Annotated in this window: 22 protein-coding genes and 2 pseudogenes; 13 read left to right on the forward strand and 11 right to left on the reverse strand. The window is 63.4% G+C overall.

From position 1 onward, the window contains the following. Positions 1–15 precede the first annotated feature (15 nt). Positions 16–2,945: pseudogene (locus tag N0Q91_RS04200) on the forward strand (aminotransferase). 97 nt (positions 2,946–3,042) lie between these two features. Here N0Q91_RS04200 and N0Q91_RS04205 read toward each other — a convergent pair. Together N0Q91_RS04205 and N0Q91_RS04210 are read right to left on the reverse strand one after the other, a co-directional pair. Next, positions 3,043–4,053: an amino acid ABC transporter substrate-binding protein gene (locus N0Q91_RS04205; protein WP_275597395.1), complete on the reverse strand. Its 1,011-nt coding sequence runs from the start codon at positions 4,051–4,053 to the stop codon at positions 3,043–3,045. A 99-nt stretch (positions 4,054–4,152) separates the two neighbouring features. Continuing rightward, positions 4,153–7,206, reverse strand: a complete 3,054-nt coding sequence (locus tag N0Q91_RS04210; protein WP_275597396.1) for an aminotransferase class III-fold pyridoxal phosphate-dependent enzyme — start codon at positions 7,204–7,206, stop codon at positions 4,153–4,155. Positions 7,207–7,249: 43 nt separating this feature from the next. Here N0Q91_RS04210 and N0Q91_RS04215 point away from each other — a divergent pair, with 43 nt between their 5' ends. Then, complete coding sequence (locus tag N0Q91_RS04215) at positions 7,250–7,792, forward strand: Lrp/AsnC family transcriptional regulator (protein ID WP_275598087.1); 543 nt, start codon at positions 7,250–7,252, stop codon at positions 7,790–7,792. A 52-nt stretch (positions 7,793–7,844) separates the two neighbouring features. Here N0Q91_RS04215 and N0Q91_RS04220 read toward each other — a convergent pair whose 3' ends face one another. Then, a complete protein-coding gene (locus N0Q91_RS04220; protein ID WP_275597397.1) occupies positions 7,845–8,786 on the reverse strand; it encodes an AraC family transcriptional regulator in 942 nt (313 codons plus the stop codon). A 252-nt stretch (positions 8,787–9,038) separates the two neighbouring features. On the opposite strand from N0Q91_RS04220, the gene N0Q91_RS04225 reads away from it, so the two are divergent. Continuing rightward, entirely contained in the window at positions 9,039–10,082 is a 1,044-nt protein-coding gene (locus N0Q91_RS04225) for an NAD(P)-dependent alcohol dehydrogenase (RefSeq protein ID WP_100674159.1), read from the forward strand. Between the two features lie 81 nt (positions 10,083–10,163). Here the strand turns inward: N0Q91_RS04225 and N0Q91_RS04230 are convergent, their stop codons facing one another. Continuing rightward, a complete protein-coding gene (locus N0Q91_RS04230) occupies positions 10,164–10,628 on the reverse strand; it encodes an Lrp/AsnC ligand binding domain-containing protein (protein ID WP_010970133.1) in 465 nt (154 codons plus the stop codon). A gap of 23 nt (positions 10,629–10,651) precedes the next feature. Then, positions 10,652–11,815: a M20 aminoacylase family protein gene (locus N0Q91_RS04235; protein WP_275597398.1), complete on the reverse strand. Its 1,164-nt coding sequence runs from the start codon at positions 11,813–11,815 to the stop codon at positions 10,652–10,654. 250 nt (positions 11,816–12,065) lie between these two features. Here N0Q91_RS04235 and N0Q91_RS04240 point away from each other — a divergent pair, with 250 nt between their 5' ends. The 4 genes and pseudogenes from N0Q91_RS04240 to N0Q91_RS04255 form a co-directional block, all read left to right on the forward strand. Continuing rightward, the gene (locus N0Q91_RS04240; protein WP_100674161.1) at positions 12,066–13,148 is read left to right on the forward strand and encodes a D-alanyl-D-alanine carboxypeptidase family protein; all 1,083 of its coding nucleotides are present in this window, start codon (positions 12,066–12,068) and stop codon (positions 13,146–13,148) included. A 12-nt stretch (positions 13,149–13,160) separates the two neighbouring features. After that, entirely contained in the window at positions 13,161–14,306 is a 1,146-nt protein-coding gene (locus N0Q91_RS04245) for a CobW family GTP-binding protein (RefSeq protein ID WP_275597399.1), read from the forward strand. Positions 14,307–14,338: 32 nt separating this feature from the next. Beyond that, positions 14,339–14,572, forward strand: a complete 234-nt coding sequence (vapB, locus tag N0Q91_RS04250) for a type II toxin-antitoxin system VapB family antitoxin (protein WP_275597400.1) — start codon at positions 14,339–14,341, stop codon at positions 14,570–14,572. A gap of 10 nt (positions 14,573–14,582) precedes the next feature. Further along, positions 14,583–14,663, forward strand: a pseudogene (locus N0Q91_RS04255) (VapC toxin family PIN domain ribonuclease); the annotation flags it as partial. Between the two features lie 109 nt (positions 14,664–14,772). On the opposite strand, the gene N0Q91_RS04260 reads toward N0Q91_RS04255, so the two are convergent. The 5 genes from N0Q91_RS04260 to N0Q91_RS04280 form a co-directional block, all read right to left on the reverse strand. Next, complete coding sequence (locus tag N0Q91_RS04260) at positions 14,773–15,009, reverse strand: sulfurtransferase TusA family protein (protein ID WP_275597401.1); 237 nt, start codon at positions 15,007–15,009, stop codon at positions 14,773–14,775. Beyond that, positions 15,009–16,451: a L,D-transpeptidase family protein gene (locus tag N0Q91_RS04265; protein WP_275597402.1), complete on the reverse strand. Its 1,443-nt coding sequence runs from the start codon at positions 16,449–16,451 to the stop codon at positions 15,009–15,011. The genes N0Q91_RS04260 and N0Q91_RS04265 overlap by 1 nt, the downstream gene beginning before the upstream one ends. A 243-nt stretch (positions 16,452–16,694) precedes the next feature. After that, the gene (locus N0Q91_RS04270; RefSeq protein WP_003527479.1) at positions 16,695–17,648 is read right to left on the reverse strand and encodes an acetyl-CoA carboxylase carboxyltransferase subunit alpha; all 954 of its coding nucleotides are present in this window, start codon (positions 17,646–17,648) and stop codon (positions 16,695–16,697) included. Between the two features lie 63 nt (positions 17,649–17,711). Beyond that, positions 17,712–18,647 carry a site-specific tyrosine recombinase XerD gene (gene xerD / locus N0Q91_RS04275; protein WP_100674166.1) on the reverse strand — a complete coding sequence of 312 codons (936 nt, stop codon included), beginning with the start codon at positions 18,645–18,647 and terminating at the stop codon, positions 17,712–17,714. Then, positions 18,644–18,793: a hypothetical protein gene (locus N0Q91_RS04280; RefSeq protein WP_018096896.1), complete on the reverse strand. Its 150-nt coding sequence runs from the start codon at positions 18,791–18,793 to the stop codon at positions 18,644–18,646. The genes xerD and N0Q91_RS04280 overlap by 4 nt, the downstream gene beginning before the upstream one ends. A gap of 234 nt (positions 18,794–19,027) precedes the next feature. On the opposite strand from N0Q91_RS04280, the gene N0Q91_RS04285 reads away from it, so the two are divergent. From N0Q91_RS04285 to N0Q91_RS04295, 3 genes are read left to right on the forward strand one after another with little or no spacing between them, the layout of a single operon-like run. Beyond that, complete coding sequence (locus N0Q91_RS04285) at positions 19,028–19,606, forward strand: shikimate kinase (RefSeq protein WP_275597403.1); 579 nt, start codon at positions 19,028–19,030, stop codon at positions 19,604–19,606. A gap of 4 nt (positions 19,607–19,610) precedes the next feature. Further along, positions 19,611–20,744 carry a 3-dehydroquinate synthase gene (gene aroB, locus N0Q91_RS04290; protein WP_275597404.1) on the forward strand — a complete coding sequence of 378 codons (1,134 nt, stop codon included), beginning with the start codon at positions 19,611–19,613 and terminating at the stop codon, positions 20,742–20,744. Continuing rightward, positions 20,741–22,045: an HlyC/CorC family transporter gene (locus N0Q91_RS04295; RefSeq protein ID WP_100674168.1), complete on the forward strand. Its 1,305-nt coding sequence runs from the start codon at positions 20,741–20,743 to the stop codon at positions 22,043–22,045. The genes aroB and N0Q91_RS04295 overlap by 4 nt, the downstream gene beginning before the upstream one ends. A 60-nt stretch (positions 22,046–22,105) precedes the next feature. Here N0Q91_RS04295 and N0Q91_RS04300 read toward each other — a convergent pair whose 3' ends face one another. Further along, the gene (locus tag N0Q91_RS04300; RefSeq protein ID WP_275597405.1) at positions 22,106–22,387 is read right to left on the reverse strand and encodes a BolA family protein; all 282 of its coding nucleotides are present in this window, start codon (positions 22,385–22,387) and stop codon (positions 22,106–22,108) included. 139 nt (positions 22,388–22,526) lie between these two features. On the opposite strand from N0Q91_RS04300, the gene N0Q91_RS04305 reads away from it, so the two are divergent. The 3 genes from N0Q91_RS04305 to cobT all read left to right on the forward strand — a co-directional run bounded on the left by N0Q91_RS04305 (position 22,527) and on the right by cobT (position 26,178). Continuing rightward, positions 22,527–23,162, forward strand: a complete 636-nt coding sequence (locus N0Q91_RS04305) for a J domain-containing protein (RefSeq protein WP_100674170.1) — start codon at positions 22,527–22,529, stop codon at positions 23,160–23,162. Positions 23,163–23,237: 75 nt separating this feature from the next. Then, the gene (gene cobS, locus N0Q91_RS04310) at positions 23,238–24,233 is read left to right on the forward strand and encodes a cobaltochelatase subunit CobS (RefSeq protein WP_003527456.1); all 996 of its coding nucleotides are present in this window, start codon (positions 23,238–23,240) and stop codon (positions 24,231–24,233) included. Positions 24,234–24,282: 49 nt separating this feature from the next. Continuing rightward, complete coding sequence (gene cobT / locus N0Q91_RS04315) at positions 24,283–26,178, forward strand: cobaltochelatase subunit CobT (protein ID WP_018096901.1); 1,896 nt, start codon at positions 24,283–24,285, stop codon at positions 26,176–26,178. Positions 26,179–26,192: the final 14 nt, after the last annotated feature.

Below are 26,192 nucleotides of genomic sequence, written 5' to 3' on the forward strand. Positions count from 1 at the left end.
AGAGACGGGAAGGAAATGATGGAAGACGAATTGCTGAAGCGCCGCACGCAGCTTGCGAGACCGGACGTGTCGATCGAAGAGGCGCAGGCGATCCTGGCTCAACATTACGGCCTTTCCGGCGATCTTACGGAACTCGGCAGCCAGCAGGACCGCAACTACCGCGTCGACACAAGCGAGGGACGTTTCGTCCTCAAGATCGCGCGTGCCGAATATGCGCGGGCCGAGATCGAAGCCCAGAATGCCGCTTTGCGGCATGTCGCCACAAGGCCCGACGCTCCCAAAGCTCCCGAAGTGATGTCCGCTTTGAGCGGCGAGGAAATCGTTGCCGCATCCGTTCGCGAGGAAACCTATCAGTTCCGGTTGCTCACCTATCTCGACGGCACGCCTCTGACGCGCCGCAGGCACCTGGCCGTGGAAACCGTGGCGGCACTTGGCGATCTTGCAGGTCGGTTGGCCGTCGCACTCAGGGATTTCGATCACCCGGGGCTCGAGCGGGAGCTGCAATGGGACCTCAGAAGGGCGGGGCCGGTCGCGCTTCACCTGCTTTCGGCCATGAGCGACATCGATCTGCGCCAGCGCATTGCCGAGGCGATGGTCGGCGCCATGCGCAGGGTTCAGCCGCTGATGCCGGAGCTGCGCCTGCAGGCGATCCATCAGGACGTCACCGACGACAATGTCGTGAGCCGCGCGAACTGGAGCGGGCGCCTCATCCCCGACGGTGTCATCGATTTCGGCGACGTGCTGAAAGGATGGGTGGTCGCCGATCTTGCCGTTACCTGCGCATCGCTGCTGCATCACTCGGACGGAGACCCCTTCCATATCCTGCCGGCGGTGAAGGCGTTCCATGCCGTCTGCCCTTTGACGGATGCCGAATTGAAGGCGCTGTGGCCGTTGATCGTCGCGCGTGCCTGCGTTCTCGTGGCGAGCACGGCGCAGCAGCTCGAGGTCGATCCGGAAAATGCCTATGTCGAAGGCAATGCCGCGCATGAGCGGGAAATCTTCGACGTTGCCGTTTCCGTGCCTCTCGAACTCATGGAGCATGCGATCGGAGAGGCCGTGGAGAGGGCTCCGCAGCTTTCTCCGCCCGAGATGGGCGGTCGGCTGCTGCCCGAGCTCGACCCTTCGGAAATAGGCATCGTAGATCTTTCCTCGCTCGGCCCGCACCTTCCTGCCGATCGCTGGCATTATGAGGACACCGAAGCCCTGCTCCTGCAATCGGCGGCGCGCGCGGCCGGTGCCGCGGCCACGCGCTATGGCGAGTACCGGCTGACGGAAACCAGGCTCCTGCAGGCAAGCGCCCCCGGACATTCGCCCTGCACGTGGATTTATGCCTGCATGGGCAGACTGCCGTGCACGCGCCTTTTGCCGGCCGGCTCCACCAGCGCGGCGGCAAGCTGATCTTCTCGGGCGAAGGTCTCCATCTCCATCTTTACGGCGTGGAGGCAGCAGACCTCGCCGAAGACGCGTTCGAGGCGGGAGCACGGATCGGCGTGGTCCCCGGCGATCCGTCGGCCCTGGGGTTCATGCGCGTCCAGCTTTGCACGACGCCGGAGGTGGACCCGCCCGCCTTCGCTGCGTCACATCAGGCGGAGGCATGGCGCCGGCTGTGCCCGTCGCCCGCACCGATCCTGGGCTTCGATTGCGACGCGGCCTTGCCGGACGCGGCCGGGCTTCTCGAGCGCCGCCGCCGGCACTATGCCCGGCCGCAGAAGAACTATTACCGCACGCCGCCGCAGATCGAGCGCGGCTGGAAGGAGCATCTCTTCGACGTCGAGGGGCGCGCTTACCTCGATATGGTCAACAACGTCACGCTCGTCGGCCACGGGCATCCGCGCCTGTCGGCTGCGGTCGGGCGGCAATGGTCGCTGCTCAACACCAATTCGCGGTTCCACTATGCTGCCGTGACGGAGTTTTCCGAGCGGCTTGCGGCGCTCGCGCCGGAAGGTCTCGACACTGTTTTTCTCGTCAACAGCGGATCCGAGGCGAACGATCTCGCCATCCGGCTCGCCTGGGCCCATTCCGGAGCGCGCAACATGATCTCGCTGCTGGAGGCCTATCACGGCTGGACGGTCGCGAGCGACGCGGTTTCCACCTCGATCGCTGACAATCCGCAGGCGCTGACGACGCGTCCGGACTGGGTCCATCCCGTCGTCTCGCCGAACACCTATCGAGGCCCGTTCCGCGGGGAGGGTTCGACGGGCGACTATGTCGACGCCGTGTCTCGAAAGCTCGCGGAATTGGACGAGAAAGGCGGGAATCTCGCCGGCTTCATCTCAGAACCGGTCTACGGCAATGCCGGCGGCATTCCGTTGCCTTCCGGCTATCTGGAAGCGGTCTATGCCATGGTCCGGGAGAGGAGCGGCGTCTGCATCGCCGACGAGGTGCAGGTCGGCTACGGGCGGCTCGGTCATCATTTCTGGGGTTTCGAGCAACAGGGCGTCGTGCCCGATATCATCACCGTCGCCAAGGGCATGGGCAACGGCCATCCGCTGGGCGCGGTCATCACGCGGCGCGAGATTGCCGATGCGCTGGAGAAGGAAGGCTATTTCTTCTCTTCCGCCGGCGGCAGCCCCGTGAGTTCCGTCGTCGGCTTGACCGTCCTCGACATTCTTCACGACGACGCCCTGCAGGAAAATGCCCGCGCGGTGGGCACCCATCTCAAGAGTCGGCTCGAGGCGCTTGGGGACCGGTTTCCTCTCGTCGGCGCCGTTCACGGCATGGGGCTTTACCTGGGCGTCGAATTCGTCCGCGACCGCGAAACGCTCGAACCGGCCACCGAGGAAACCGCGGCGATCTGCGACCGCCTTCTCGATCTCGGCATCGTCATGCAGCCGACCGGAGACCATCTGAACGTCCTGAAGATCAAGCCGCCGCTTTGCCTCGCCCGGGAGAGCGCCGATTTCTTCGCCGATATGCTGGCCAGGGTGCTCGAAGAGGGATGGTAGGAGAAAGGCGCCGCCGGAATTGCCTGCGGCGCCTGCTTTGATCCGCTGCATGTCGTTGTCCTTCAATCGGCTGCGATCGAAGGAAGCATGCAGTAGGTCAGCGGACCGGCGGCGCGTAGATCAGGCCGCCGTGGTTCCAGAGCCTGTTGAGGCCGCGATCGATCCTGAGTGCGCTCTCCTTGCCGAGGTGACGCTCGAAGATCTCACCGTAATTGCCGACCGCAGCCACCGTCTGGTAGGCCCATTTCGGATCGAGCCCGAGCGCCTTTCCGGCTTCGTTGTCGATGCCGAGGAAGCGCTTTTGTGCGGCGGTTCCGCTTTCGAGGAGCGAAGCGGCATTGTCCCGGGTGATGCCCAGCTCCTCTGCCTCGATCATCGCGAAGAGCGTCCAGCGAACGACCTTGAACCATTGATCGTCGCCCTGGCGGACGGCGGGGCCGAGCGGCTCCTTGGAAATGACCTCCGGCAGGACGACGAAGCGGTCAGGATCATTGAGCGTCAGCCGCTGCGAATAGAGCGCGGAGGCATCGGTGGAATAGACGTCGCAGCGGCCGGAATTGAAGGCCTGGATCGTCTGGTCCGCCTTTTCGAAGGCGATCACCTGATACTCGATCCTGTTGGCGCTGAAATAATCCGCCATGTTCTGTTCGGTCGTGGTGCCGGTCTCCGTGCAGACGGAGGCGCCCGAGAGCTCCTTGACGCTCTTCACGCCGATATCGCTGCGCACCATGAAGGCCTGGCCGTCATAATAGTTCACGCCGACGAAGCTCATGCCCAGATCCGTGTCGCGCGAAAGCGTCCAGGTGGTCTGGCGCGAAAGCAGGTCGACCTCGCCGGACTGGAGCGCGGTGAAGCGCTCCTTGGTCGAAAGCGGCACATATTTCACCTTCTCCGGGCTGCCGAGGGTGGCGGCCGCGACCGCGCGGCAGAAATCGATGTCGAAGCCGGACCACTCGCCCTTATCGTCCGGGGCTGAGAAGCCGAGCACGCCCTGGCTCACGCCGCAACGCAGCTCGCCGCGCTGCTTGACGACGTCGAGGGTTGCGGCCTGCGCCGTCGTGCCGGCAAGAAACGCCGTCGCAAAGAGTGCCAAAATGCCGGTTTTCATCGTCCTGTTCTCCTCCGTTATAAGACGCAATCATTGAGCTCCAGGACGCGCGTCGCGCCCGGAGTGGTCTGGTTCTTCGGTAATGCCTCTACCTTGTAATTATCCGGCTCGCGCCAGCACGGCCTCGAATGTTTCCTCGAGCACGGCGATCAGGTGATCCGCGTCGCGCCTCGAAAAGATCATAGGCGGTCGCATTTTCAGGACGTTGTCATGTGGGCCCTCAGTGCCCATCAGTACGCCGCGCTGGCGGGCTCCGTTCGCGACGGCCCGGGCGATCTCCGTCGCCGGCGCCCTGGTACTGCGGTCGCTGACGAGCTCGATGCCGAGGAACAGGCCGAGGCCGCGAACGTCGCCGATGACCTCGTAGCGCTCCTGCATGGTCCGGAAGGCGGCGAGAAGATGATTGCCGATATCGAGCGCATTGCGGCGCAGGTCCTCGCCTTCGATGACGTCGAGCACGGCGAGACCGACGGCGCAGGACACCGGGTTGCCGCCGAAGGTGTTGAAATACTCCATGCCGTTGTCGAACGAGGCCGCGATCTCACGCGTCGTGACGACCGCGGCGAGTGGATGACCATTGCCGATCGGCTTGCCCATGGTGACGATATCAGGAACGACGCCTTGCGTCTCGAAGGCCCACCAATGGCTGCCGACCCGGCCGAAGCCGACCTGCACCTCGTCGGCGATGCAGACGCCGCCGGCCTCCCGAATCATGCGGTAGACCTCCTTGAGGTAGCCATCCGGCAGAAACACCTGGCCTGCGACGCTCGGAACGGATTCGGCGAGGAAGAAGCCCGGCGCTTCGCCTCGGGCGCGCATCGCCGCGATCAGCTCGGCCACGTTTTCGGCGAAGCGCCTGCCGTGTTCCTCCAGCGGCCAGGCGGCCGGCGCGTGGTAACTGTCCGGAACGGCCGCCACGTGAACATGCGGCTTCTGGCCCTTTCCGCCCTTGCGGCGGAACTTGTATGCGCTGAGATCGATCAGCTCCTGCGTCGTACCGTGATAGGCCCAGTCCAACACGACGGCGTTTTCTTTGCCCGTGTGCGCGCGCATCAGGCGCAGGGCGAGACTGTTGGCTTCGGAGCCGCTGTTGGCGAAGGCGGCGACGGCGAGTTCCTTCGGCATCGTGGCCGTCAGCCGCTCGGCATAGGCGACGATGTTGTCGTGCAGGTAGCGCGTGTTGGTGTTGAGCGTCCCTGCCTGCCGGGCCAATGCGTCCACCACGGCCGGATGGGCGTGGCCGATGTGGCAGACATTGTTGAAGCAGTCGAGATAGGCGCGGCCGCGATCGTCGATCAGCCAGACGCCTTCGCCGCGCACGAACTTGATCGGCTTCTCGTAGGAGATCGACAGGTTCGGCAGCAGCAGCTCTTTCCGTTGCCTGATGATGTCCTCGTGGGGGCGGCCGCTCCGGTCGTAGAATTCCGGCGCGATGCCGGCAAATGTGCTCGCGTCGGGGAAGAGCTCCGCCCAGACGTCGAGGTAGCGCTCCTCGCCGACGCCGAGGATGTCCGTCGCTGCGAGACTTGTGTCGGTGGAGATCTGCAGATGCAGATGCGGCGCCCAGCCGCCGTTTTCTTCCGGAGCGCCCATTTCACCGACAAGCGCTCCCGCCTCCAGCCTGTCGCCGGCCTTCAGCCGGCTGACGGCCTCATGGGCAAGATGGCCCCATAGCGTCAGCAAAGGCGGGCAGCCGTCCGGTTCATGGCGCAGAGCGATAAGGCAACCGTATCCGAGCGGATCCTTCTCGATCTCGACGCTCGCGACGGTGGCTGCAAGCGGCGTATGGACCTTGGTGCCCGCCGCCATGAAGAGATCAAGACCCAGATGGCGCGTGCGGCGCGTCTCTTCGATCATGCGGGAGACGAACATCTCGCCCGAATAGACGGTGCGGGCCTCACCCCAGGGGCCGATGCCGAGCTCGACGCCGGCCCAGCGGCATTGCTCTTCCCAGACCGATTGCGCGTCATGCGGCCGGCCGGCCGCCGAACTGACGGTCATCGGATCCGTCGGATCGCCGTAGGGGACGAGCGCGGCCGGATAGGCCGCGGCTGGACGATCGAGAAGCGGCAGGAGGCTCTTGCGATTTCCGACGATCCAGGAGGCGACGGCGCGGGCTCCGGCGACTGTCTCGAAACCGCAGGCCTTTCTCAGGATCGCCGTTGAGAAACGCGGGTTCATCGCATCGAGTTTGCGCAGCAGCGCCCAGGCCGGCCTTTCGCTGATCGCGAGATAAGGGTTGTCGGCGGTATGCGCCCGGCGTGATGCGGAGATCGTCACCGAGGTGACCAGCCGCATCGCAATCAGGTCGAAGAGGAGATCGACTTCTTCTTCGAGGAGTGGGTATTCGGCATGGTAGCCGTTGGCGATCGCAGCCGCAGCGCCGATCGGATCGGGGTGGTCGAGGCCGGCATAGGCGGCGGCGATCGCGACTTCGGCGATGACGGGCGCGTAGAGGGCGTCGCCAAAGTCGATGATGCCGGAAATGCGGTCGTGGTCGTCTTCATCGATGAGGACGTTCCAGTCGTTTGCGTCGTTGTGGATGACGGCGGAGCGCAGCATCGGGAGCCGCGGGGCGACCCGCTCGTCGAAGCGGTCGAGAAAGCGCTGGAGAAGAGCACGATCCTGGAGATCGGCCACATATGCGAGCCGTCCGGCAGAACGTCCGGCATTGCGGATGTCCCAGTCGAGATCGCGCAGGGCGCCCGCATGCATGAAGCCTTTAAGCGAGGCATCGAAGCGGCCGAGCATCCGGCCGAGGGAGTGAAGTGCCCCATCGCTCCGATCGGACTGTGCGAGCGGAGTTCCCGGAACCCAGGTGACCAGCCGCAATCGATGGACGATCCCGCGTCTCGTGGTCGTCGCGAGGTTCTCGCCGGACAGTGTCGGTTGCAAATGCGGAACCGGCAGGTCTCCTGCATTTTCGCCGGCGTGCTTCAGCAGCGCTGTCTGGAAGTCGCTTTCGATTTCCGGTTCGGCGCCGTTGACGATCTTCAGAATGTAGCAGCGGCCATCACCGGTATTGACCTTGAAGTTCTGGTCCCGCTCGCTGTCCAGCGGCTGAAGTGACCCATCCAGGGCGAAGTGCTGCGCGAGGAGGGCTTGCGCTTCCTCGATCGTGAAATCCGGCGTCGTTTTCAGCATGTCGTTCATGGAGACCCCCGCTCTTGTCACGAGAGTTGCACGCCCGTTCGGCATGTGCATCCGGCATTTCGCCGGTTGCACCGGCACTTTGGTTATAATAACCGTCATCTTGCCGGCGGCGCTCGACAGCCGCCCGGCAGTCCCTCTGGCCGGCCGCAGGAGGCAGGATATCGACGCGACAGACCGAACGATCCTCAGCATATTGAGCCGCGAGGCGCGTATTCCCATGAAGTCGCTTGCCGGGCGTATCGGATTGTCGCGCAGTGCGACGGCCGAGCGTGTCGCGCGGCTGGAGAAGGCCGGCGTCATTCGCGGCTATCGCGCCGACATCGGCCAGCTGGAGGAAGGGGAGATCGAGGCTTTCCTGCTGGTGACGCTGAAGCGGACGCCCTCGCTCGGCGTGCTCGACCGGCTAGCCGGGTTTTCCTCCGTCAGACGCGTTTTCTCTGTCAGCGGCCAGCTCGATCTCATCGTGGAAGTGAAGGTCGCTTCGATCAACGCGCTGAACGAGCTGCGCAACGAAGTCGCGCAGCTCGACAATGTCGAGGATCTGACGACCTCGATCGTTCTGCGCCGCGATATCGAACGAAGCTGAGCGGCTACGCTCTCCGGGCGGAAAACCGTCCGACACTTTTCCTGGAAGTGCTCTAACCCTCGCTCAGCATCTCAACCTCGCCGATCGTACGGCCGATGAGGCTTCGGCGGACGCGGCCGACGTCGCGCATCGGCGGCTCGCCGAAATGGCGGGCATATTCGCGGCTGAACTGGGACTGGCTCTCATAGCCGACCTTGTGGCCGGCATCGCCGGCATCGAGACGCTCCTCGAGCATCAGCCGCCTTGCCTCCTGCAGGCGCAGTTGCTTCTGGTACTGCAGCGGGCTCATCGCCGTGATCGCCTTGAAATGGTGATGAAGCGAGGAGACGCTCATGCTGACGCGGCTTGCGAGGTCGTCGATGCGCAAGGGGCGGGAATAATGTTCCTTCAGCCAGGACACCGCGCGGCCGATCTGGTGCGGCTGGCTCTCCGTGGTCGCCATCTGGCGGAGCCTGGCGCCGTGCGGTCCGAGCAGCAGGCGATAAAGCAGTTCCTGCTCGATCAGCGGCAGCAGCACCGCGATGTCATCCGGTCTGTCGAGGAGCCGCAGCAGCCGAAGCGCCGTGTCCTCAAGATCGGGTGTGAGCTTGCTGACCGTCATGCCGCGCGGCGAACCCGGAGCTTTCGCCGCCTCCGGGCCGATTGCGTCGAGGAGCGCCGGAAGCCTCGTCGTATCGATCTGGAAGGCCATGCTGAGATAGGGCTCCTCGGGCGAGGCGAGCGATATCTGAGAGAGAACCGGCAGGTCGATGGAGGTCAAAAGGTAGTCCGAGGCGCCGTAGACGAGGGTTTCCTCACCGAGCACGACACGTTTCGCCCCTTGGACTATGATCGCCAGGCTCGGCTTGTAGGCGGCGCAATTCGGCTTCGCGGAAACGGAATGCCGGTGAACGCTCAGCCCTGGTATAATCGTCCGGTGATCGCCGTCCTCTCCGGCGATCCGGGCAATGATGTCGATCATTTCCTGACGCGGCATGCGCTGTGATTCTGTCATCTTCGGTGGACTTTCCAATAGCTTAGATCCGTGCGGAGACAGGGGGTCAGATAGGTTGTCGGTGCTATTCCGCCAGCTGCCTTCGGCGATTCTCGCAGAATCGTGCAAAAGTCTTGCAGGATCGCACTAACGCAATGGCCTTGTGAGGCAGCATAGTCCGCCCTGCCGCCTGCGGTCCATAGACCGATGGGCGCGCCACTCCCAGACATGCCACTCGCAGACATGCCACTCCCAGACATGAAGGACAGACCCATGGCCATTGCAAGAGGATATGCGGCGACGGACGCGTCGAAGCCGCTCGCACCCTTCACCTTCGAGCGTCGCGAACCGCGCGACGACGACGTGGTGATCGACATCAAATATTGCGGCGTCTGCCATTCCGATATCCACCAGGCGCGTGACGAATGGGGCAATTCGACCTTCCCCATGGTGCCGGGCCACGAAATCGTCGGCATCGTCAGGGCGGTCGGCTCCAAGGTCACCAGGTTCAAGATCGGCGATCGGGTGGGGGTCGGCTGCTTCGTCGACTCCTGCACGACCTGCGCCAAGCGCGACCACGATCTGGAGCAGTATCTGCCGGGCCTGGTGGTGACCTACAACGGCGTCGAGGCAGATGGAACACCGACCCAAGGCGGCTATTCCGACCATATCGTCGTCAAGGAAGGCTATGTACTCTCCATCCCGGACAACCTTCCGCTCGACGCTGCCGCACCGCTGCTTTGCGCCGGCATCACGCTCTACTCGCCGCTGCGTCACTGGAAGGCCGGCCCCGGCAAGAAGGTGGCGATCGTCGGCTTGGGCGGTCTCGGCCATATGGGCGTGAAGCTCGCCCATGCGATGGGCGCGGAGGTTACGGTGCTCAGCCAGACGCTTTCGAAGAAAGAGGACGGGCTTAAGCTCGGGGCGGATCACTACTTCGCGACGAAGGATCCGGAGACATTCACAAAGCTCGCCGGCAGCTTCGACCTTATCATCTGCACGGTCGCGGCCGAAATCGACTGGAACGCCTATCTCAACCTCCTGAAGGTCGATGGCGATCTGGTGCTCGTCGGCATTCCGGAGAATCCGGTGCCGGTCCATGCCTTCTCGCTGGTGCCGGCACGGCGCAGCATTTCCGGCTCCATGATCGGTTCTATCAAGGAGACGCAGGAAATGCTCGATTTCTGCGGCGAGCACGGAATCGTTTCGGAGATCGAGACGATCCGCATGGAGCAGATCAACGAGGCCTATGAGCGGGTGGTGAGAAGCGACGTGCGCTACCGCTTCGTGATCGACATGGAATCGATCAAGGCGTGATCGATTCCGATAGGTGAGACGCGGGATGCGGGCGGAAACCGCACACTTCTTAATCCCGCTCTGGCGGGCCGCTGCCGCTACTCAAAGCAGCGGCAGCGGCCCGTCATTCTTGATCTCTTCCATCACCGCATAGGTCCGGGTCTCCTTGACGCCCGGGAGCGTCCAAAGCACCTGGCCGAGGAAGTTGCGGTAGGCGGCCATGTCCTCGAAGCGGGTCTTGACGAGATAGTCGAAGCCGCCCGCGACCATGTGGCATTCGAGCACAGCGGGCGCCTGCTTTATGGCGGCCGCGAACTGGTCGAAGACTTCCGGCGTCGTCTTGTCGAGCATCACTTCGATGAAGACCAACAGCCCGAAGCCGAGCTTGTGCGGGTCGAGACGCGCACCGAAGCCGGAGACGTAACCTTCCTTCAGCAGCCGCCTCAGGCGTTCGCTGGTCGCCGTCGGGGAAAGCCCGATCCGGTCCGCCAGCTCCAGATTGGTAATCCGCCCGTCCGCCTGCAGGATATTGAGGATTCTCCGGTCCGTCTTGTCGATCTGGTGCATGGTCGCCTCCCGCTTTCCGTGCCTCAGGCGGCAAGCCGTGTTTCGGCGAGCTTCACCCAGTAGGAAATTCCGTGCGGAATGGCTTCGTCGTTGAAGTCGTAAGCCGGGTGATGCAGTCCCGCCGTATCGCCATTGCCGATGAAGACGAAGGCGCCCGGCCGCGCCAGCAGCATGTAGGAAAAGTCCTCGCCGCCCATCATCGGGTCGAGCGCTGCGTTGACGTTGCCTTCGCCGGCGACCGTGGAGGCGACGGCGAGCGCGTGACCGGTCTCGGCGGCGTGGTTTACGGTGACGGGATAGTTGCGGCCGTACCAGACGTCGACGGTGGCGCCGTAGGCACCGGCGATGTTCTCGGCGATCTGGCGAATCCGGGCTTCGCCGGTGTCGCGCACTTCCGGCGTCAGCGCGCGCACGGTGCCGGCGAGTACGGCCTGTTCGGGGATGACGTTGTGGGCGAAGCCGGCATTGAACTTGGTGACGGAGACGACGACGGAGGCAAGCGGATCGACGGTGCGCGAGGCGATCGTCTGCAGCGCGTTGACGATCTGGGCGCCGATGGCGATCGGGTCGATCGTCTTGTGCGGCTGAGCGGCGTGGCCGCCGCGGCCCTTGACGGTAATGGTGAACTCGTCGGTCGAGGCCATGACCGGGCCGGCGCGGCTGCCGAAGTGGCCGACCGGCATCCCCGGCATGTTGTGCATGCCGTAGACCTCTTCGATCGCGAAGCGCTCCATCATGCCGTCCTTCACCATCTCGTTGCCGCCGCCGCCGCCTTCCTCCGCCGGCTGGAAGATCACCGCGACATTGCCGGCGAAGTTACGCGTTTCGGCAAGATACTTCGCCGCGCCGAGCAGCATGGCCGTATGGCCGTCATGGCCGCAGGCATGCATCTTGCCGGGGGCCGTCGAGGACCAGGACCTGCCGCTTGCTTCGGTTATCGGCAGGGCGTCCATGTCGGCCCTGAGCCCGACGGTGCGGCCCGGGCCGCGATTGCCGCGGATGAGGCCGACGACCCCGGTTCGGCCGAGGCCGGTCACGATTTCGTCAACGCCGAATTCCCTCAGTTTTCTTTCGACGAAGGCTGCCGTATTTTCCACCGCGAACAGGAGCTCCGGGTTCTGGTGCAGATGGCGCCGCCATTCGGTGACTTCGTTCTTGAGCTCGGCGGCACGGTTTAGAATCGGCATTGTTCGTTCCTGTCGGTCTGTTCGTTCACTTCGGTTCGACACGCGAGTCCCGACGCTTCAGCGTCGGCTGGAGTCTCGCCGCTGGAGTGTCCGGGCGGTGGATTGGCGCGGCAGCCCCATGAATGGGCTTTGCCATCTCCTTGCCATATAGGCTAAATAGCGGGACGATACGAGGCAACTCCGGAATTTCGAGGTTTGGATTGTGGCAATAGCACGATTCCCGTTGGGCGACAGATTGAGCAGGATAGGCATGCTTGCGGGAGCTTGCGCGGTCGTACTGGCTGCGGCGCTGCCTGCATCGGCCAATCCGCGGCTGGTGATCGACGTCGATACGCTCAAGGTCTACGAGCATCAGGACATCTTCCAGAAATGGTATCCGGCGTCGCTGACCAAGCTCATGACGGCCTATACCACGTTCCGTGCCATCCAGGCGGGGCAGCTGACGTTGGAAAGCCCGGTGGTCATGACGAAGAACGCCGCTTCGGAGCCGCCGAGCAAGATGTTCTACAAGCCCGGCCAGAAGATGACGCTCGACAGCGCGTTGAAGATGATGCTGATCAAGTCGGCGAACGACGTCGCCGTCGCGATCGCCGAGACGGTCGGCGGATCCGAACAGGCCTTCATCGAGAAGATGAATGCCGAGGCGCGCCGCATCGGCATGACCTCGTCGCATTTCATCAATCCCAACGGCCTGCCTGGCAAAGGGCAATATACGACCGCTCGGGACCTTGCGGTGCTCGCGCTCACGCTGAAGCGCGAATTCCCGCAATATGCGTCCTATTTCGCGCTGGAAGGCTTCACCACCGGCAAGAAGGACTATCCCAATTACAACATGCTGATAGGCCGTTTCGATGGCGCGGACGGCATGAAGACGGGGTTCATTTGCGCCTCGGGCTTCAACCAGGTCTCCTCGGCGAGCCGTGGCGGCCGCAGGGTGGTTTCGGTCGTGCTCGGCGAAGACAGCCTTGCAGCGCGTGCCGACGAGTCGGCCAGGCTCCTCCAGATGGCCTTTACCACGGTGAGCACGGGCAAGCCCTCGCTTGCGGAGATCGTGCCGTATGGCGAAACCCGCGAGGTGGTTGCCGATATCAGCAAGGAAATCTGCTCGAAGCAGGCGGCGAAGGTGCGCAGCGAGGGGCGTGACGAGGCCGGCCGGCAGAAGCTGCTTTCACCCTATATCCACGAGATCGACCGCCCGCTGAAACTTGCCTTCGCCGGCCTCATACCCGGCAGCGACGACAAGACGGCAAAAGCCGGCAGCGATGCCACGGCACAGGGCGATGCGGTCGAGATCGCCAATGTGCCGATCCCGGTCCCGCGCCCGAGCTTCTGAACGGAGTCTTTCATGAACGGTCCAATGCCGGTGGTGCCGGTCTCGATCCTCACCGGCTTTCTAGGCGCGGGCAAGACGACCCTTCTGAACCGGGTGCTCAAGGATCCGGCGCTTGCCGACACGGCCGTTATCATCAACGAATTCGGCGATGTCTCCATCGACCACCTCCTGGTCGAGGCTTCGAGTGACGGCGTCATCGAGCTTTCCGACGGCTGCCTGTGCTGCACCGTGCGCGGCGAGCTCGTCGATACGCTGGCCGATCTCATGGACCGGATGCAGACCGGCCGCATCAAGCCGCTGAAGCGCGTCGTCATCGAGACCACCGGTCTTGCCGATCCGGCACCGGTGCTTCAATCCGTCCTCGGCAACCCCGTGATTGCCCAGAATTTCCGGCTGGACGGAGTCGTCACCGTCGTCGATGCGGTCAATGGCGAGCAGACGATCGCCAATCATGTGGAAGCCATGAAGCAGATCGCGGTGGCCGACCGGCTGGTGATCAGCAAGAGCGGGCTCGCCAAAGATGATGGCATCGGCAGGCTCGAGGCGCAGCTCAGGGATCTCAACCCGCGCGCGCCGATCATCGACGGCGACACGGAAAAGGCGGGCCGGGCCGATCTCTTCGCCTGCGGTCTTTACGACGCCTCGACCAAGGTCGCCGATGTCGGCCGCTGGCTTCAGGACGAGGCCCATGCGGACGACTACGACCACCACCACCACCATGACCACCACCACGAAGATGGTCACGGCCATGGGAGCCACCGTCACGACGTCAATCGTCATGGTTCGGACATCCGCTCATTCAGCATCGTGCATGACCGGCCGATCGAACCGATGGCGCTAGAGATGTTCATCGACCTCCTGCGCTCGGCCCATGGAGAAAAGCTGCTGCGCATGAAGGCGATCGTTTCCGTCGCCGACAATCCGGAGAGGCCGGTGGTGCTGCACGGCGTGCAGACGGTCTTTCACGCGCCGGAACGGCTTGCCGCCTGGCCCGACCCCGCCGATCGCCGGACGCGAATGGTTCTGATCACCAAAGGCCTCGAGGAAGCATTCGTGCGCGACCTCTTCGACGCCTTCACCGGCAAGCCCCGCGTCGACCGACCGGATGCGCAGGCGCTCGCGGACAACCCCCTGGCGGTGCCGGGGATGAAGTTCTGACGGCTCCGGTGGGTTTGAGAAAGGAATGGGTCTTGGCCAGTTCGACCGTATTCATCAGTAACCATAGCCAGGCGGTGCGGCTGCCAAAGGCCGTCGCCTTTCCCGAGAGCGTGCATCAGGTCGATATTCTCAAGATCGGCCGCAGCCGCGTGATCGTACCCCAGGGCAAAAGGTGGGACGATCTGTTCCCCAACGGGCCGCACGTCAGCGAGGATTTCATGAGCGAGCGTAAGCAGCCGGTGGCGGAAACGCGCGACTCTTTCTGATGCTCACCTAAATGCTCGCAGCGAAGGGCTGATTGTCGTGGCCAGCGAGTTCGTCCGCATGCCGGGTGTAAGGGTCGAGAACTGGCTGTGACAGATCCGAAGGCGCGCTGCGCCGCCAAGCGCTCCCGCTTCGGAGCCAGCTTTTTGACACTATCCGGTTCAGGTCGGCACGGAAAACCGTGGCACATTTTTTATGTTGGTTAGCACCGCTTGCGAATGAGGAAACGATGTCCGTCTGCGAGCGGCTCAGCCTGCTCCAGCCGGTGCCCGTCCTCGTTGCAGAAATGCGGGATGTCTATCACGGCCAGGGGGTCGGTCGTTTCGATCTCGATGAGCGCGCCGGGCGCCAGGTTTTCCATTCGCTTGCGCGTCTTCAAAACGGGAAGGGGACATTTCAGCCCCCTCAAATCGTAGCGTAGCCTCGCTTCCTCGGGCATCAATTGCCCCAGAGTTTCCAGAACGGGCGCTTCTTCGGCTGCTCGGCGGGCTGCTGTTCTGGTGCTTGCGCTTGCGCATTTCCGGCGGGAGCGGCGGCCACCTGAGCATTGTCCTGCGCCGGCGGTGCTGTCTGTTGCCCGCCGGCGGCGGCTTGCGGCTGGCCCGGTGCGGGCTGTTGAGCGGTTGGCTGGCCTGCGGCCTGCTGCGCGGGAGTCCCGGCGGCGGGTGCGGCTGGCGCGGCCGCCGGCTCGTTGCGAGAGAACAGGCCCCAGAGCGACTTCCTCGCGGGCTCGGCTTGTACCGCTGCCTGCTCCACGGGGCGCTCGAGCGGGTTGGCCTGCGGCACCGGCGGGCCCTTGCCTTCGCGGGCCGCCTTTTCCAGCGCTTCCTTCTGGATCAAGGTTGCCCGCTTGGCTTCCTCGGCCTCTTTCTGTTCGGCAAGCTTCTTTTCGAGATCGCTTACCTTGAGCAGCTTGCCCGCATCCAGCGAGGTGCCGGTCGGCGCATAGGCAAGCTCGCGGCCCTTGCGCTGATCGGCGACCACCGCCTTGCGTTCGGCCTCGGTCGGCTCGTACCAGACCATGCCCTCTAATTTCTTCAAGGCCTTCTCGTAGTCGCGCCGATAGTCCTTGTCGTAGCTCGCCATCGCCATCTGCAGCGCCGGCGGCGTCGTCATCGCAGGGCACTGGCCGGCCGCATTGAACTGCCCCTCAGCCTGCTGATTGAAGACGTATTTCCTCTCGCAGACATTCACTGCCGGCGGGCGCTTGGTCACTTCGAACTGGTCGTAGCCGGCCTTCAGCATCTTCCAGAATTCGATGTTCGGATTGTCGCGGTGGCGCGCCATGTTTTCCGCCGTCATGCGGAAGGGAAAGGCTTGAAGCTGCACGCTTTCCTGGCCGCCCTTGAACGCGTCGCGCGCGAGCGCGAAGATCTCGATGATCTGCTCGTTCGTCATCGAATAGCAGCCGGCCGAAGAGCAGGCACCGTGGATCATCAGATGGGTGCCGGTGCGGCCGTTAGCCTTGTCAAATGTGTTCGGATAGCCCGTATTGATCGCCAGGTAATAGCTCGAATTCGGGTTCATCTGGTGCGGATAGAGCGGGTAAAATCCCTCCGGCGCCTGCCGGTCTCCCTCCTTCATCTTAGGCCCGAGCTTGCCCGACCATGCGCAGATCTTGTAGCTCTTCAGAAGCTGGAACCGGTTCGCCGTGTTCGCCTTCCAGACTTCGAGCGTCCCTTCTTCCTTGAAGATGCGCAACAGGATCGGGGACGTCTTCTGCATGCCCAGCTCGCGCATCTTGCTGACCATCTTGCCCGAAAGCTGATACTCGGTCTTGTTCTTGACGGACGACAGGTTGACCGAATCGAGCGTCTCGTTGGTGCAGCCCGCAAGAGCGGCTGCGACAGCGGCGGTGAGGACAAGGTTCCTGAAACGCATCGGCAAAAGCCCGTTCTAGCCACATTCTATCCGTGCACGCCTGTTCCACGAAGGGCAGGCGTCAACGAATCAGTACGTTATTATTCTTCACGAAATCTTAACCGTGCAGGCGCCCCCTGCGAATGGCCACCTCTCATGACCTGATGAATATGGCCAAGATTTGGCCACAGTCCGATTTCCGGTTGCCGACCGCCTGGAATAATCGCAATGGTTCGGATTGGAACGGCTCGGACGGAGCCGTAATCAGAGGTTACGGCCGATATTCAGATATTTCTGCCGCCGGTCGGCCCGCAATTCGTCGCCATTGCGTGCGGAAAGCTCCTTGAGAGCGTCGCCGATCACGGTTTCCGTGCGGCTGATGACCGCGTCCGGGTCGCGGTGGGCTCCACCGACAGGCTCCGGGATTATTCCGTCGATGACGCCGAGCGACTTCAGGTCTTCGGCGGTGATCTTCATGTTGCTGGCGGCTTCCTTGGCGCGCGTCGAGTCGCGCCAGAGGATCGAGGCCGCACCTTCCGGGGAGATCACGCTGTAGATCGCGTGCTCCAGCATGTAGACGCGGTTGCCGGTCGCAATCGCGATCGCACCGCCCGAGCCGCCTTCGCCGATCACCACGGTGACGATCGGCACCTTGACGTTGAGGCACATTTCGGTCGAGCGGGCGATCGCCTCGGCCTGGCCCCGCTCCTCGGCGTTGACGCCCGGATATGCGCCTGCCGTGTCGACCAGCGTTATCAGCGGCAGGCCGAAACGGTCGGCCATCTCCATTATGCGCGTCGCCTTGCGATAGCCCTCGGGGCGGGGGCTGCCGAAATTGTGCTTGATACGCGACTTGGTGTCGTTGCCCTTCTCCTGACCGATGACGGCGACGGGCGTGCCGTGAAAGCGGGCAAGCCCCGCCTGGATCGCGTCGTCATTGGCGAAATTCCGGTCGCCGGCAAGCGGCGTAAACTCGGTGAAGAGGCGCGAGGCATAGTCCAGGAAATGCGGACGCGAGGGGTGGCGAGCGACCTGGGTCTTCTGCCAGGGGGACAATTTGGAATAGATCTCGACCATCGCATCGCGGACGCGCCCTTCCAATCGGGCGATCTCGTCTGATGTGTTAACGCTCTCGTCTTCGCTGGCGAGCTTCTTCAGTTCGAGAATCTTGCCTTCGAGATCAGAGATGGGTTTTTCGAAGTCGAGATAATTGTGCATCAGACGCGTTTCCGATCGTTTTTCGACAAGGGCCGCCCTGCCAAGTCATTCCATCAGGCGGACCTAATCCTGTTTTTTCGCCTGTTTGGCAAGGGGGTGATGGTTCTGCACGAGGTCGTGAAGCCGTTCTTCCAGCACATGCGTATAGATTTGTGTCGTGGAAATGTCTGAATGGCCGAGCAGTTCCTGCACGGCGCGAAGGTCGGCGCCGTTGGCGAGCAAATGACTGGCGAAGGCATGGCGCAGCACGTGCGGCGAAATCGCCGCCACCCGGATGCCTGCCCGCGCCGCGAGGCTCTTGAGGTCGCGGGCAAAGACCTGCCGCGGCAGATGGCCGGTCTTGCCATTGGAGGGGAACAGCCAGGGGCTGTCCGCACCGTCTTCCTGCAGTTGTTCGCCATAGGCGCGCATGGCGCGGATCGCCGCCTGCGACAGCGGTACGAGCCTTTCCTTGTTACCCTTGCCGCGAATTATGAGGAAACGCCCGTTCTGCGCAAGCACGCTTGCCGGAAGCGACACGAGCTCGCTGACGCGCATGCCTGTCGCATAAAGGAGTTCGATCAGCGCGTGCATGCGCAAATTCGCCATCGCATCGCCCTTGCCGGATTTCGCCTCCGCTTCCGCCTGGCCGATCAGCCGGGTGACGTGCTCGATGCTCAGCGTCTTGGGGAGTGTGCGGGCTTTCTTCGGCGCGTCGAGGATGCCCGTCGGGTCGTCCGTGCGCAGCCCCTCAGCATAGAGGAACTTGTAAAATTGCCGGAGCGCCGAGAGCCGCCGCGCTTGCGATGACGATTTGAAGCCCTGGCCTGCAAGATGGGAGAGATAGCTTCTGAGATCGTCGGCCGAGGCGTCGGTGAGCCCGGTGCCGCGCGTGCGCAGGAAGGAACGCGCGTCCTCGAGGTCGCGCTCGTAGGATTGCAGCGTGTTTACCGCCGCTCCACGCTCGGCGCTCATCATTTCCAGAAAGGATTCGACGTAGGCTGCGGACATATCCGTCATTGCGGCTTGTTGACCCGTTCCGAGGGAATGCGCACCGTCACGTCCCGCTCAACCGGATCGACGAAAGTGACGAGCGCCACCATCGCGCCATAGACCATGCCGGCCCCGACGGCGCAGATGAACAGGAAGCGGAAGAGGGTGGGCATTCAAGTCTCCTCTGCATGGCGCCGGAAAGGAACGGTACGGCATCGGATCATGCCGTCTGTTCGAAGCGTTACCACGATCGCTGCAGTCGAGCAGGGCGTTTCGCTGGCGCGGATGCGTGATCTATATGAACGGGCCCGCCCTGAAGTTCAAGAAGCCCGCGCGACACCAAGCGACGGCTTGACGCTCCCCGCCGTTTTGTCGATACCGGAGAGGAATGGGGAATTTGAAGCGCAATGAACGATGTGACCGAACCGGTTTCCGCGACGCTGGCCGAAAGGGCGAAGCGCACTCTCGGTAAGCGTAATCTCGTTTTCATCGGCCTGATGGGGGCGGGTAAATCGGCAATCGGTCGGCTGACCGCCCAGGCGCTTGGCGTTCCTTTCGTCGATTCCGACCACGAGATCGAGCGGGTCTCGCGCATGACGGTCAGCGATCTCTTCGCGACCTACGGCGAGGAAGAGTTCCGGGCGCTGGAAGCGCGCGTGCTGAAGCGCCTGCTCAGGTCCGGCCCGCGGGTGGTGTCGACCGGCGGCGGCGCCTATATCAATGAGCGCTCGCGGCGGCATATCAAGAAGGGCGGCCTGACCATATGGCTCAACGCCGACCTGGACGTGCTATGGGAGCGGGTGAACAAGCGCGACACGCGGCCGCTTCTGAAGACCGAGAATCCGAAGCAGACGCTCGAGAACCTGATGCGCGCGCGCTATCCGATCTATGCCGAGGCGGACCTGACCGTTCTCTCGCGTGATGTGAAAAAGGAAGCGATGGTCGAGGAGGTTCTCGCCGCCATCGCCGATCATCAGAAAGCCTGAAGCCATGACCAGCCATGTGATGCCAACCGCCGAGCGCAGGGTCCGCGTCGATCTCGCAGAGCGTTCCTACGATATTCTCATCGGCCCCGGTCTGATCGCCGCGGCAGGCCGGGAGGTCGCTTCCCGGCTCAAGGGCCGGAAGATGGCGGTCATCACCGACGAGAACGTCGCGCCCCGCTACCTCGAACCGCTTATGGCGAGCCTCGGGGAAAGCGGCATCGAGGCTGTCTCCCTGATCCTGCCGGCAGGCGAGAAGACCAAGAGCTTCGAGCATCTGATCCCGGTTTGCGAGGCCATCCTCGGCGCCAGAATCGAGCGCAACGACGCGGTGATCGCGCTCGGCGGCGGCGTGGTCGGCGATCTTACCGGCTTTGCCGCCGGTATCGTCCGCCGCGGTTCGCGCTTCATCCAGATCCCGACATCGCTGCTGGCGCAGGTCGATTCCTCGGTCGGGGGCAAGACAGGGATCAATTCGCCGCACGGCAAGAACCTGATCGGCGTCTTCCATCAGCCGGACCTCGTCCTCGCCGATACCGCCGCGCTCGACACGCTGAGCCCGCGCGAGTTCCGCGCAGGCTATGCCGAGGTCGCGAAATACGGGCTGATCGACAAGCCGGATTTCTTCGAATGGCTCGAGGCAAATTGGCAGGCGGTTTTTGCAGGCGGACCCGCCCGGATCGAGGCGATTGCCGTCAGCTGCCAGGCAAAGGCTGACGTCGTTGCCGCGGACGAGCGCGAAAACGGACGTCGCGCCCTCCTCAATCTCGGCCATACCTTCGGCCATGCGCTGGAGGCCGCCACCGATTACGACAGCAAGCGGCTGGTGCATGGGGAGGGCGTTGCGATCGGCATGGTTCTGGCGCATGAGTTCTCAGCCCGGATGAATCTCGCGAGCCCTGACGATGCGCGGCGCGTGGAGGCCCATCTGAAAACCGTCGGCCTGCCGACGCGCCTGGCCGACATTCCCGGGGCGTTGCCGCCGGCCGATCGGCTGATGGAGGCGATCGCCCAGGACAAGAAGGTGAAGGGAGGCAAGCTCACCTTCATCCTTACGAAGGGCATCGGCCAGTCCTTCGTGGCGGACGACGTGCCCTCCTCGGAGGTGTTGAGCTTTCTTACGGAAAAGCACCCGCGATGACCGATGTGCTACTGGGCTTTCTGACGGAATATTGGCTGTCGCTGCTTTCCGTTATTTCCCTTCTCGTTATTTCCGCCTTTTTCTCCGGATCGGAGACGGCGCTGACCGCGGCCTCGCGCTCGCGGATGCATACGCTGGAGAACAACGGCGATGAGCGGGCCGGCATGGTCACCCGGCTGATCGAGCGCCGCGACCGTCTGATCGGGACGCTGCTCATCGGCAACAACCTCGTCAACATTCTGGCCTCGTCGCTGACGACGAGCCTGCTGATCGGCCTCTTCGGCGATTCGGGCGTGGCGATCGCCACCGTCGCCATGACGGTACTGCTCGTCATCTTCTCCGAGGTCCTGCCGAAGAGCTGGGCGATCGCGTCGCCGGACCGGTTTGCGCTGGCGGTTGCGCCTTGGGTCCGCCCCTTCGTTGTCGTCGTGGGTCCGGTATCCTCCCTCGTCAACGCAATCGTCAGGCGCATCCTGCACCTCTTCGGCATCAATCTTTCTTCCGACTTGCCGATGCTCACCGCGCATGAGGAACTGCGCGGCGCGGTCAATCTGCTCCACCGCGAAGGGTCGGTCATCAAGGCGGACCGCGACCGGCTCGGCGGGGTGCTCGATCTCGGCGAACTCGAAGTTTCCGACGTCATGATCCACCGGACAGGCATGCGGGCGATCAATGCCGATGACCCGCCCCAGACCTGCGTGCGCGAGATCCTCGAAAGTCCGTTTACACGCCTGCCGTTGTGGCGCGGCTCGGCCGACAACATCATCGGCGTCGTCCATTCCAAGGACCTGCTCCGGGCGCTCGCCGAGCCGAATGTGGAGCCCGAGACGCTCGATATCGTCAAGATTGCGCAGAAGCCCTGGTTCGTTCCGGATTCGACCAATCTCAAAGACCAGCTCAATGCCTTCCTGCGCCGCAAGCTGCATCTTGCCATCGTGGTCGACGAATACGGCCAGGTGCAGGGGCTCGTCACGCTGGAGGATATTCTCGAAGAGATCGTCGGCGACATTGCCGACGAGCACGACATCGACATCCAGGGCGTACGTCAGGAAGCCGACGGTTCGATCGTCGTCGATGGTTCCGTGCCGATCCGCGACCTCAACCGGGCGCTGGACTGGTCGTTGCCGGACGAGGAGGCGACGACAGTTGCCGGCCTCGTGATCCATGAATCGAAGAGCATTCCGGAGGAACGGCAGGCTTTCACGTTCTATGGGAAGCGTTTCACCGTGATGAAGCGCGTGAAGAACCGGATCACCAAGCTGCGCATCCGCGCGGCCGAGGACGAGGGGCAGGTGGGTTAGGGCACTTCAAAGAGACGTGCGCAACGGCGGCTCAGCGACGCACCCTCTGCCTTTTGCACTTCACCACCGCGTCGGTTCCCCCGGCGCTACGGGTTCCACCGCCAAAGCATGGAGGCCGGCATCGAGCTCCGGCTTCAGCAGATCGTTTATTGCGCGATGGCGCGCCACACGGCTCATGCCGGTAAAGGCGCTCGAAACGATGCGGACGCGCATATGCGTTTCGCCGCCGCCGTCGAATTCCGGCTGGTGACCGGCATGCTGACCGCTCTCATTGATCACCATCAGCCGCTCGGGATGGAAGGCTTCCACGAGCTTCTCTTCGATGCGGCGTTGCAGCGACATATTTTCAGTCCCATTTCCCTGTTTTGTTGCGGGGGCTGGAGCCAGGCGGCAGCATCATCCGCGCAATGCAAAATGCCCGCACAAAGCCAGCAACATTCCGTTTTGTCAATTCTTGTTGTGGCCCTCTGCAAACCCCATAATGTGCGTCATGAAGCTCGATTCAAAATATTTCGACCGCATCCGAACGCGCCCCCGGGGTCAAGCGCGCGTGGAGCCGTCCGCGCCGGTGTGCCAATGGGATGGCTGCGACAAGACGGCGGTCCATCGGGCTCCCGTCGGGCGCAATGCCGAGGGCGAGTATTTCATGTTCTGCTTCGAGCATGTGAAGGAGTACAACAAGGGCTACAATTATTTTTCCGGCCTCTCCGACACCGAGATCGCCCGCTACCAGAAGGAAGCGGTGACCGGCCATCGTCCGACCTGGACGGTCGGCGTCAACAAGAGCGCCCGCAACGGCCCGACACAGTCGCAGACGCGTTCCGGCTCCGCCGGCGCACAGGCGCGCATGCGAGATCCTTTCGGATTTTTCAACGAGGCGCGCGCCCGACAGGCACGGCACGAGCCGCGCCTGCGCAAGCTGAAGACGCTCGAGGCGAAGGCCTTCGAGACGCTGGGCCTTGCGGCCTCGGCGACGACCGCCGACATCAAGGCGGCATACAAGGAGCTCGTCAAGAAGCACCACCCCGACGCAAATGGCGGAGACAGGGGATCGGAAGACCGCTTCCGGGCGGTTATTCAAGCCTACCAATTGTTAAAACAGGCTGGTTTCTGCTAACAACCCGGATTATGACAGAAGCACTATCTGCAGGCGAATGCGCGGGTGCCGGCGGGCGTCCGCTCTGGAGTTATGATGAGCAAGATTGACCTCGACATTTCCAACCTCCCCGACACGACGGTCTCTGTCCGGGAGGCTTTCGGCATCGACACGGATTTGCGCGTTCCGGCCTATTCGAAGGGCGATGCCTATGTGCCCGAAATCGACCCGGACTACCTCTTCGATCGCGAGACGACGCTCGCCATTCTCGCCGGCTTCGCCCACAACCGGCGCGTGATGGTTTCCGGTTATCACGGCACCGGCAAGTCGACCCATATCGAGCAGGTCGCGGCGCGGCTCAACTGGCCATGCGTGCGCGTCAACCTCGACAGCCATGTCAGCCGCATCGATCTCGTCGGCAAGGACGCGATCGTCGTCAAGGACGGGCTTCAGGTGACCGAGTTCAAGGACGGCATTCTGCCCTGGGCCTATCAGCACAATGTCGCGCTCGTCTTCGACGAATATGATGCCGGCCGGCCGGACGTCATGTTCGTGATCCAGCGCGTGCTGGAGTCCTCCGGCCGCCTGACGCTGCTCGACCAGAGCCGCGTCATCCGCCCGCACCCGGCCTTCCGATTGTTTGCGACGGCAAACACCGTCGGTCTCGGCGACACGACCGGCCTCTATCACGGTACGCAGCAGATCAACCAGGCCCAGATGGACCGCTGGTCGATCGTGACGGCGCTCAATTATCTGCCGCACGACAAGGAAGTCGATATCGTTTCCGCCAAGGTCAAGGGTTTCGTCGCCGACAAGGGCCGCGAAACGGTCTCCAAGATGGTTCGCGTCGCCGACCTGACCCGTGCCGCCTTTATCAACGGCGACCTGTCGACCGTCATGAGCCCGCGTACAGTCATCACCTGGGCCGAGAACGCCTATATCTTCGGCGACATCGCCTTTGCGTTCCGCGTGACTTTCCTCAACAAGTGCGACGAGCTGGAGCGGGCGCTGGTCGCCGAGCATTATCAGCGCGCCTTCGGCGTCGAACTCAAGGAGAGCGCTGCCAACATCGTGCTGGAAGCGACCGCCTGAAAATCGATGTGCTCGCATAACGGCCGATCCGGTTGAAGAAGGAATTGTCGTGAGTTCGAATTCCAAGGCGAAACCGACTACGAGGGAAAACGCCGCCGAACCGTTCAAGCGGGCGCTTTCCGGCTGCATCCGGTCGATCGCCGGCGATGCGGAGCTGGAGGTCGCTTTCGCCAATGAGCGGCCCGGAATGACAGCCGAACGCATCCGGCTGCCGGAGCTCTCCAAGCGCCCGACCCGCCAGGAACTGGCGGTGGCGCGCGGCCTCGGCGATTCCATGGCGCTGCGCAAGGCCTGCCACGATGCTCGGGTCCATGCGACGATGTCGCCGCAAGGGGCGGACGCGCGAGCGATCTTCGATGCGGTCGAGCAGGCGCGCGTCGAGGCGATCGGCGCACTCAGGATGCCGGGCGTGGCGGGCAACCTCTCCTCCATGCTCGAGGAGAAATACAGCAAGGCGAATTTCGCTGCCATCGACGTTCAAGCGGACGCGCCGCTCGAAGAGGCGGTGGCACTGCTCGTGCGCGAGAAATTGACCGGGGAGAAGCCGCCGGAGTCGGCTGGTCAGGTCCTCGACCTCTGGCGCGACTTCATCGAGCAGAAGGCCGGTCCCGACATGCGCAATCTGGCGGGTACGATCAACGACCAGCAGGCTTTCGCCCGCGTCGTGCGCGACATGCTGTCCTCGATGGATGTTGCCGAGAAATACGGCGAGGACGATAACGAGCCGGACGAGCAGGAGAGCGAGACCGACGAGGACCAGCCGCGCAGCCAGGAGCAGGACGAAAACGCCAGCGACGAGGAAGAAGGCTCCGACGCCGCGCCCGCCGACGAAAACCAGTCTGCCGAGGAGCAGATGGAAGAAGGCGAGATGGATGGCGCGGAAATTTCCGACGACGATCTCCAGGACGAGAGCGACGAGGACAGCGAAACGCCCGGCGAGGTGAAGCGGCCGAACCATCCCTTCGCGGATTTCAACGAGAAGGTCGATTATTCCGTCTATACCCGGGAGTTCGACGAAACCATCGCCTCCGAGGAGCTCTGCGACGAGGCGGAACTCGATCGGTTGCGCGCCTTTCTCGACAAGCAGCTCGCCCATCTCCAGGGCGCGGTCGGACGCCTCGCAAACCGCCTGCAGCGCCGCCTGATGGCACAGCAGAACCGCTCCTGGGAGTTCGATCTCGAAGAGGGCTATCTCGACTCCGCCCGCCTGCAGCGCATCATCATCGATCCGATGCAGCCGCTCTCCTTCAAACGCGAGAAGGACACGAACTTCCGCGACACGGTCGTCACGCTCCTGATCGACAATTCCGGTTCGATGCGCGGCCGCCCGATCACCGTCGCCGCGACCTGCGCCGATATTCTTGCGCGCACGCTGGAGCGCTGCGGCGTGAAGGTCGAAATCCTGGGTTTCACAACCAAGGCGTGGAAGGGCGGACAATCGCGCGAGAAATGGCTTGCCGGCGGCAAGCCTCAATCGCCGGGCCGCCTCAACGACCTGCGTCACATCATCTACAAGTCCGCCGACGCGCCCTGGCGTCGAGCGCGCCGTAATCTCGGCCTGATGATGCGCGAGGGACTGCTCAAGGAAAACATCGACGGCGAGGCGCTGATGTGGGCGCATGATCGTCTTCTGGCGCGGTCCGAGCAGCGACGCATCCTGATGATGATCTCGGACGGAGCGCCGGTCGACGATTCCACCCTTTCGGTCAACCCCGGAAATTACCTCGAGCGGCATCTGCGCGCCGTTATCGAGCAGATCGAGACGCGCTCGCCGGTCGAACTGCTTGCGATCGGCATCGGCCATGACGTCACACGCTACTATCGCCGCGCCGTGACCATCGTCGATGCGGACGAACTGGCGGGGGCGATGACGGATCAGCTTGCGGCGCTCTTCGAGGACGAGAGTATGCGCCGCCGCCCGGGCGGAGCACGTCGCGCCGGTTAACGGATTTCCGGCCG

The organism is Sinorhizobium prairiense (assembly GCF_029201645.2).
Lineage (GTDB): Bacteria > Pseudomonadota > Alphaproteobacteria > Rhizobiales > Rhizobiaceae > Sinorhizobium > Sinorhizobium meliloti_A.

Excerpts from the sequence above, each read along its gene's own strand:
- N0Q91_RS04205 (WP_275597395.1), bottom strand. The coding sequence starts at position 4,053 with ATGAAAACCGGCATTTTGGCACTCTTTGCGACGGCGTTTCTTGCCGGC.
- N0Q91_RS04210 (WP_275597396.1), bottom strand. The coding sequence starts at position 7,206 with ATGAACGACATGCTGAAAACGACGCCGGATTTCACGATCGAGGAAGCG.
- N0Q91_RS04215 (WP_275598087.1), top strand. The coding sequence starts at position 7,250 with ATGTGCATCCGGCATTTCGCCGGTTGCACCGGCACTTTGGTTATAATA.
- N0Q91_RS04220 (WP_275597397.1), bottom strand. The coding sequence starts at position 8,786 with ATGACAGAATCACAGCGCATGCCGCGTCAGGAAATGATCGACATCATT.
- N0Q91_RS04225 (WP_100674159.1), top strand. The coding sequence starts at position 9,039 with ATGGCCATTGCAAGAGGATATGCGGCGACGGACGCGTCGAAGCCGCTC.
- N0Q91_RS04230 (WP_010970133.1), bottom strand. The coding sequence starts at position 10,628 with ATGCACCAGATCGACAAGACGGACCGGAGAATCCTCAATATCCTGCAG.
- N0Q91_RS04235 (WP_275597398.1), bottom strand. The coding sequence starts at position 11,815 with ATGCCGATTCTAAACCGTGCCGCCGAGCTCAAGAACGAAGTCACCGAA.
- N0Q91_RS04240 (WP_100674161.1), top strand. The coding sequence starts at position 12,066 with ATGCTTGCGGGAGCTTGCGCGGTCGTACTGGCTGCGGCGCTGCCTGCA.
- N0Q91_RS04245 (WP_275597399.1), top strand. The coding sequence starts at position 13,161 with ATGAACGGTCCAATGCCGGTGGTGCCGGTCTCGATCCTCACCGGCTTT.
- N0Q91_RS04260 (WP_275597401.1), bottom strand. The coding sequence starts at position 15,009 with ATGCCCGAGGAAGCGAGGCTACGCTACGATTTGAGGGGGCTGAAATGT.
- N0Q91_RS04265 (WP_275597402.1), bottom strand. The coding sequence starts at position 16,451 with ATGCGTTTCAGGAACCTTGTCCTCACCGCCGCTGTCGCAGCCGCTCTT.
- N0Q91_RS04270 (WP_003527479.1), bottom strand. The coding sequence starts at position 17,648 with ATGCACAATTATCTCGACTTCGAAAAACCCATCTCTGATCTCGAAGGC.
- xerD (WP_100674166.1), bottom strand. The coding sequence starts at position 18,647 with ATGACGGATATGTCCGCAGCCTACGTCGAATCCTTTCTGGAAATGATG.
- N0Q91_RS04280 (WP_018096896.1), bottom strand. The coding sequence starts at position 18,793 with ATGCCCACCCTCTTCCGCTTCCTGTTCATCTGCGCCGTCGGGGCCGGC.
- N0Q91_RS04285 (WP_275597403.1), top strand. The coding sequence starts at position 19,028 with ATGAACGATGTGACCGAACCGGTTTCCGCGACGCTGGCCGAAAGGGCG.
- aroB (WP_275597404.1), top strand. The coding sequence starts at position 19,611 with ATGACCAGCCATGTGATGCCAACCGCCGAGCGCAGGGTCCGCGTCGAT.
- N0Q91_RS04295 (WP_100674168.1), top strand. The coding sequence starts at position 20,741 with ATGACCGATGTGCTACTGGGCTTTCTGACGGAATATTGGCTGTCGCTG.
- N0Q91_RS04300 (WP_275597405.1), bottom strand. The coding sequence starts at position 22,387 with ATGTCGCTGCAACGCCGCATCGAAGAGAAGCTCGTGGAAGCCTTCCAT.
- N0Q91_RS04305 (WP_100674170.1), top strand. The coding sequence starts at position 22,527 with ATGTGCGTCATGAAGCTCGATTCAAAATATTTCGACCGCATCCGAACG.
- cobS (WP_003527456.1), top strand. The coding sequence starts at position 23,238 with ATGAGCAAGATTGACCTCGACATTTCCAACCTCCCCGACACGACGGTC.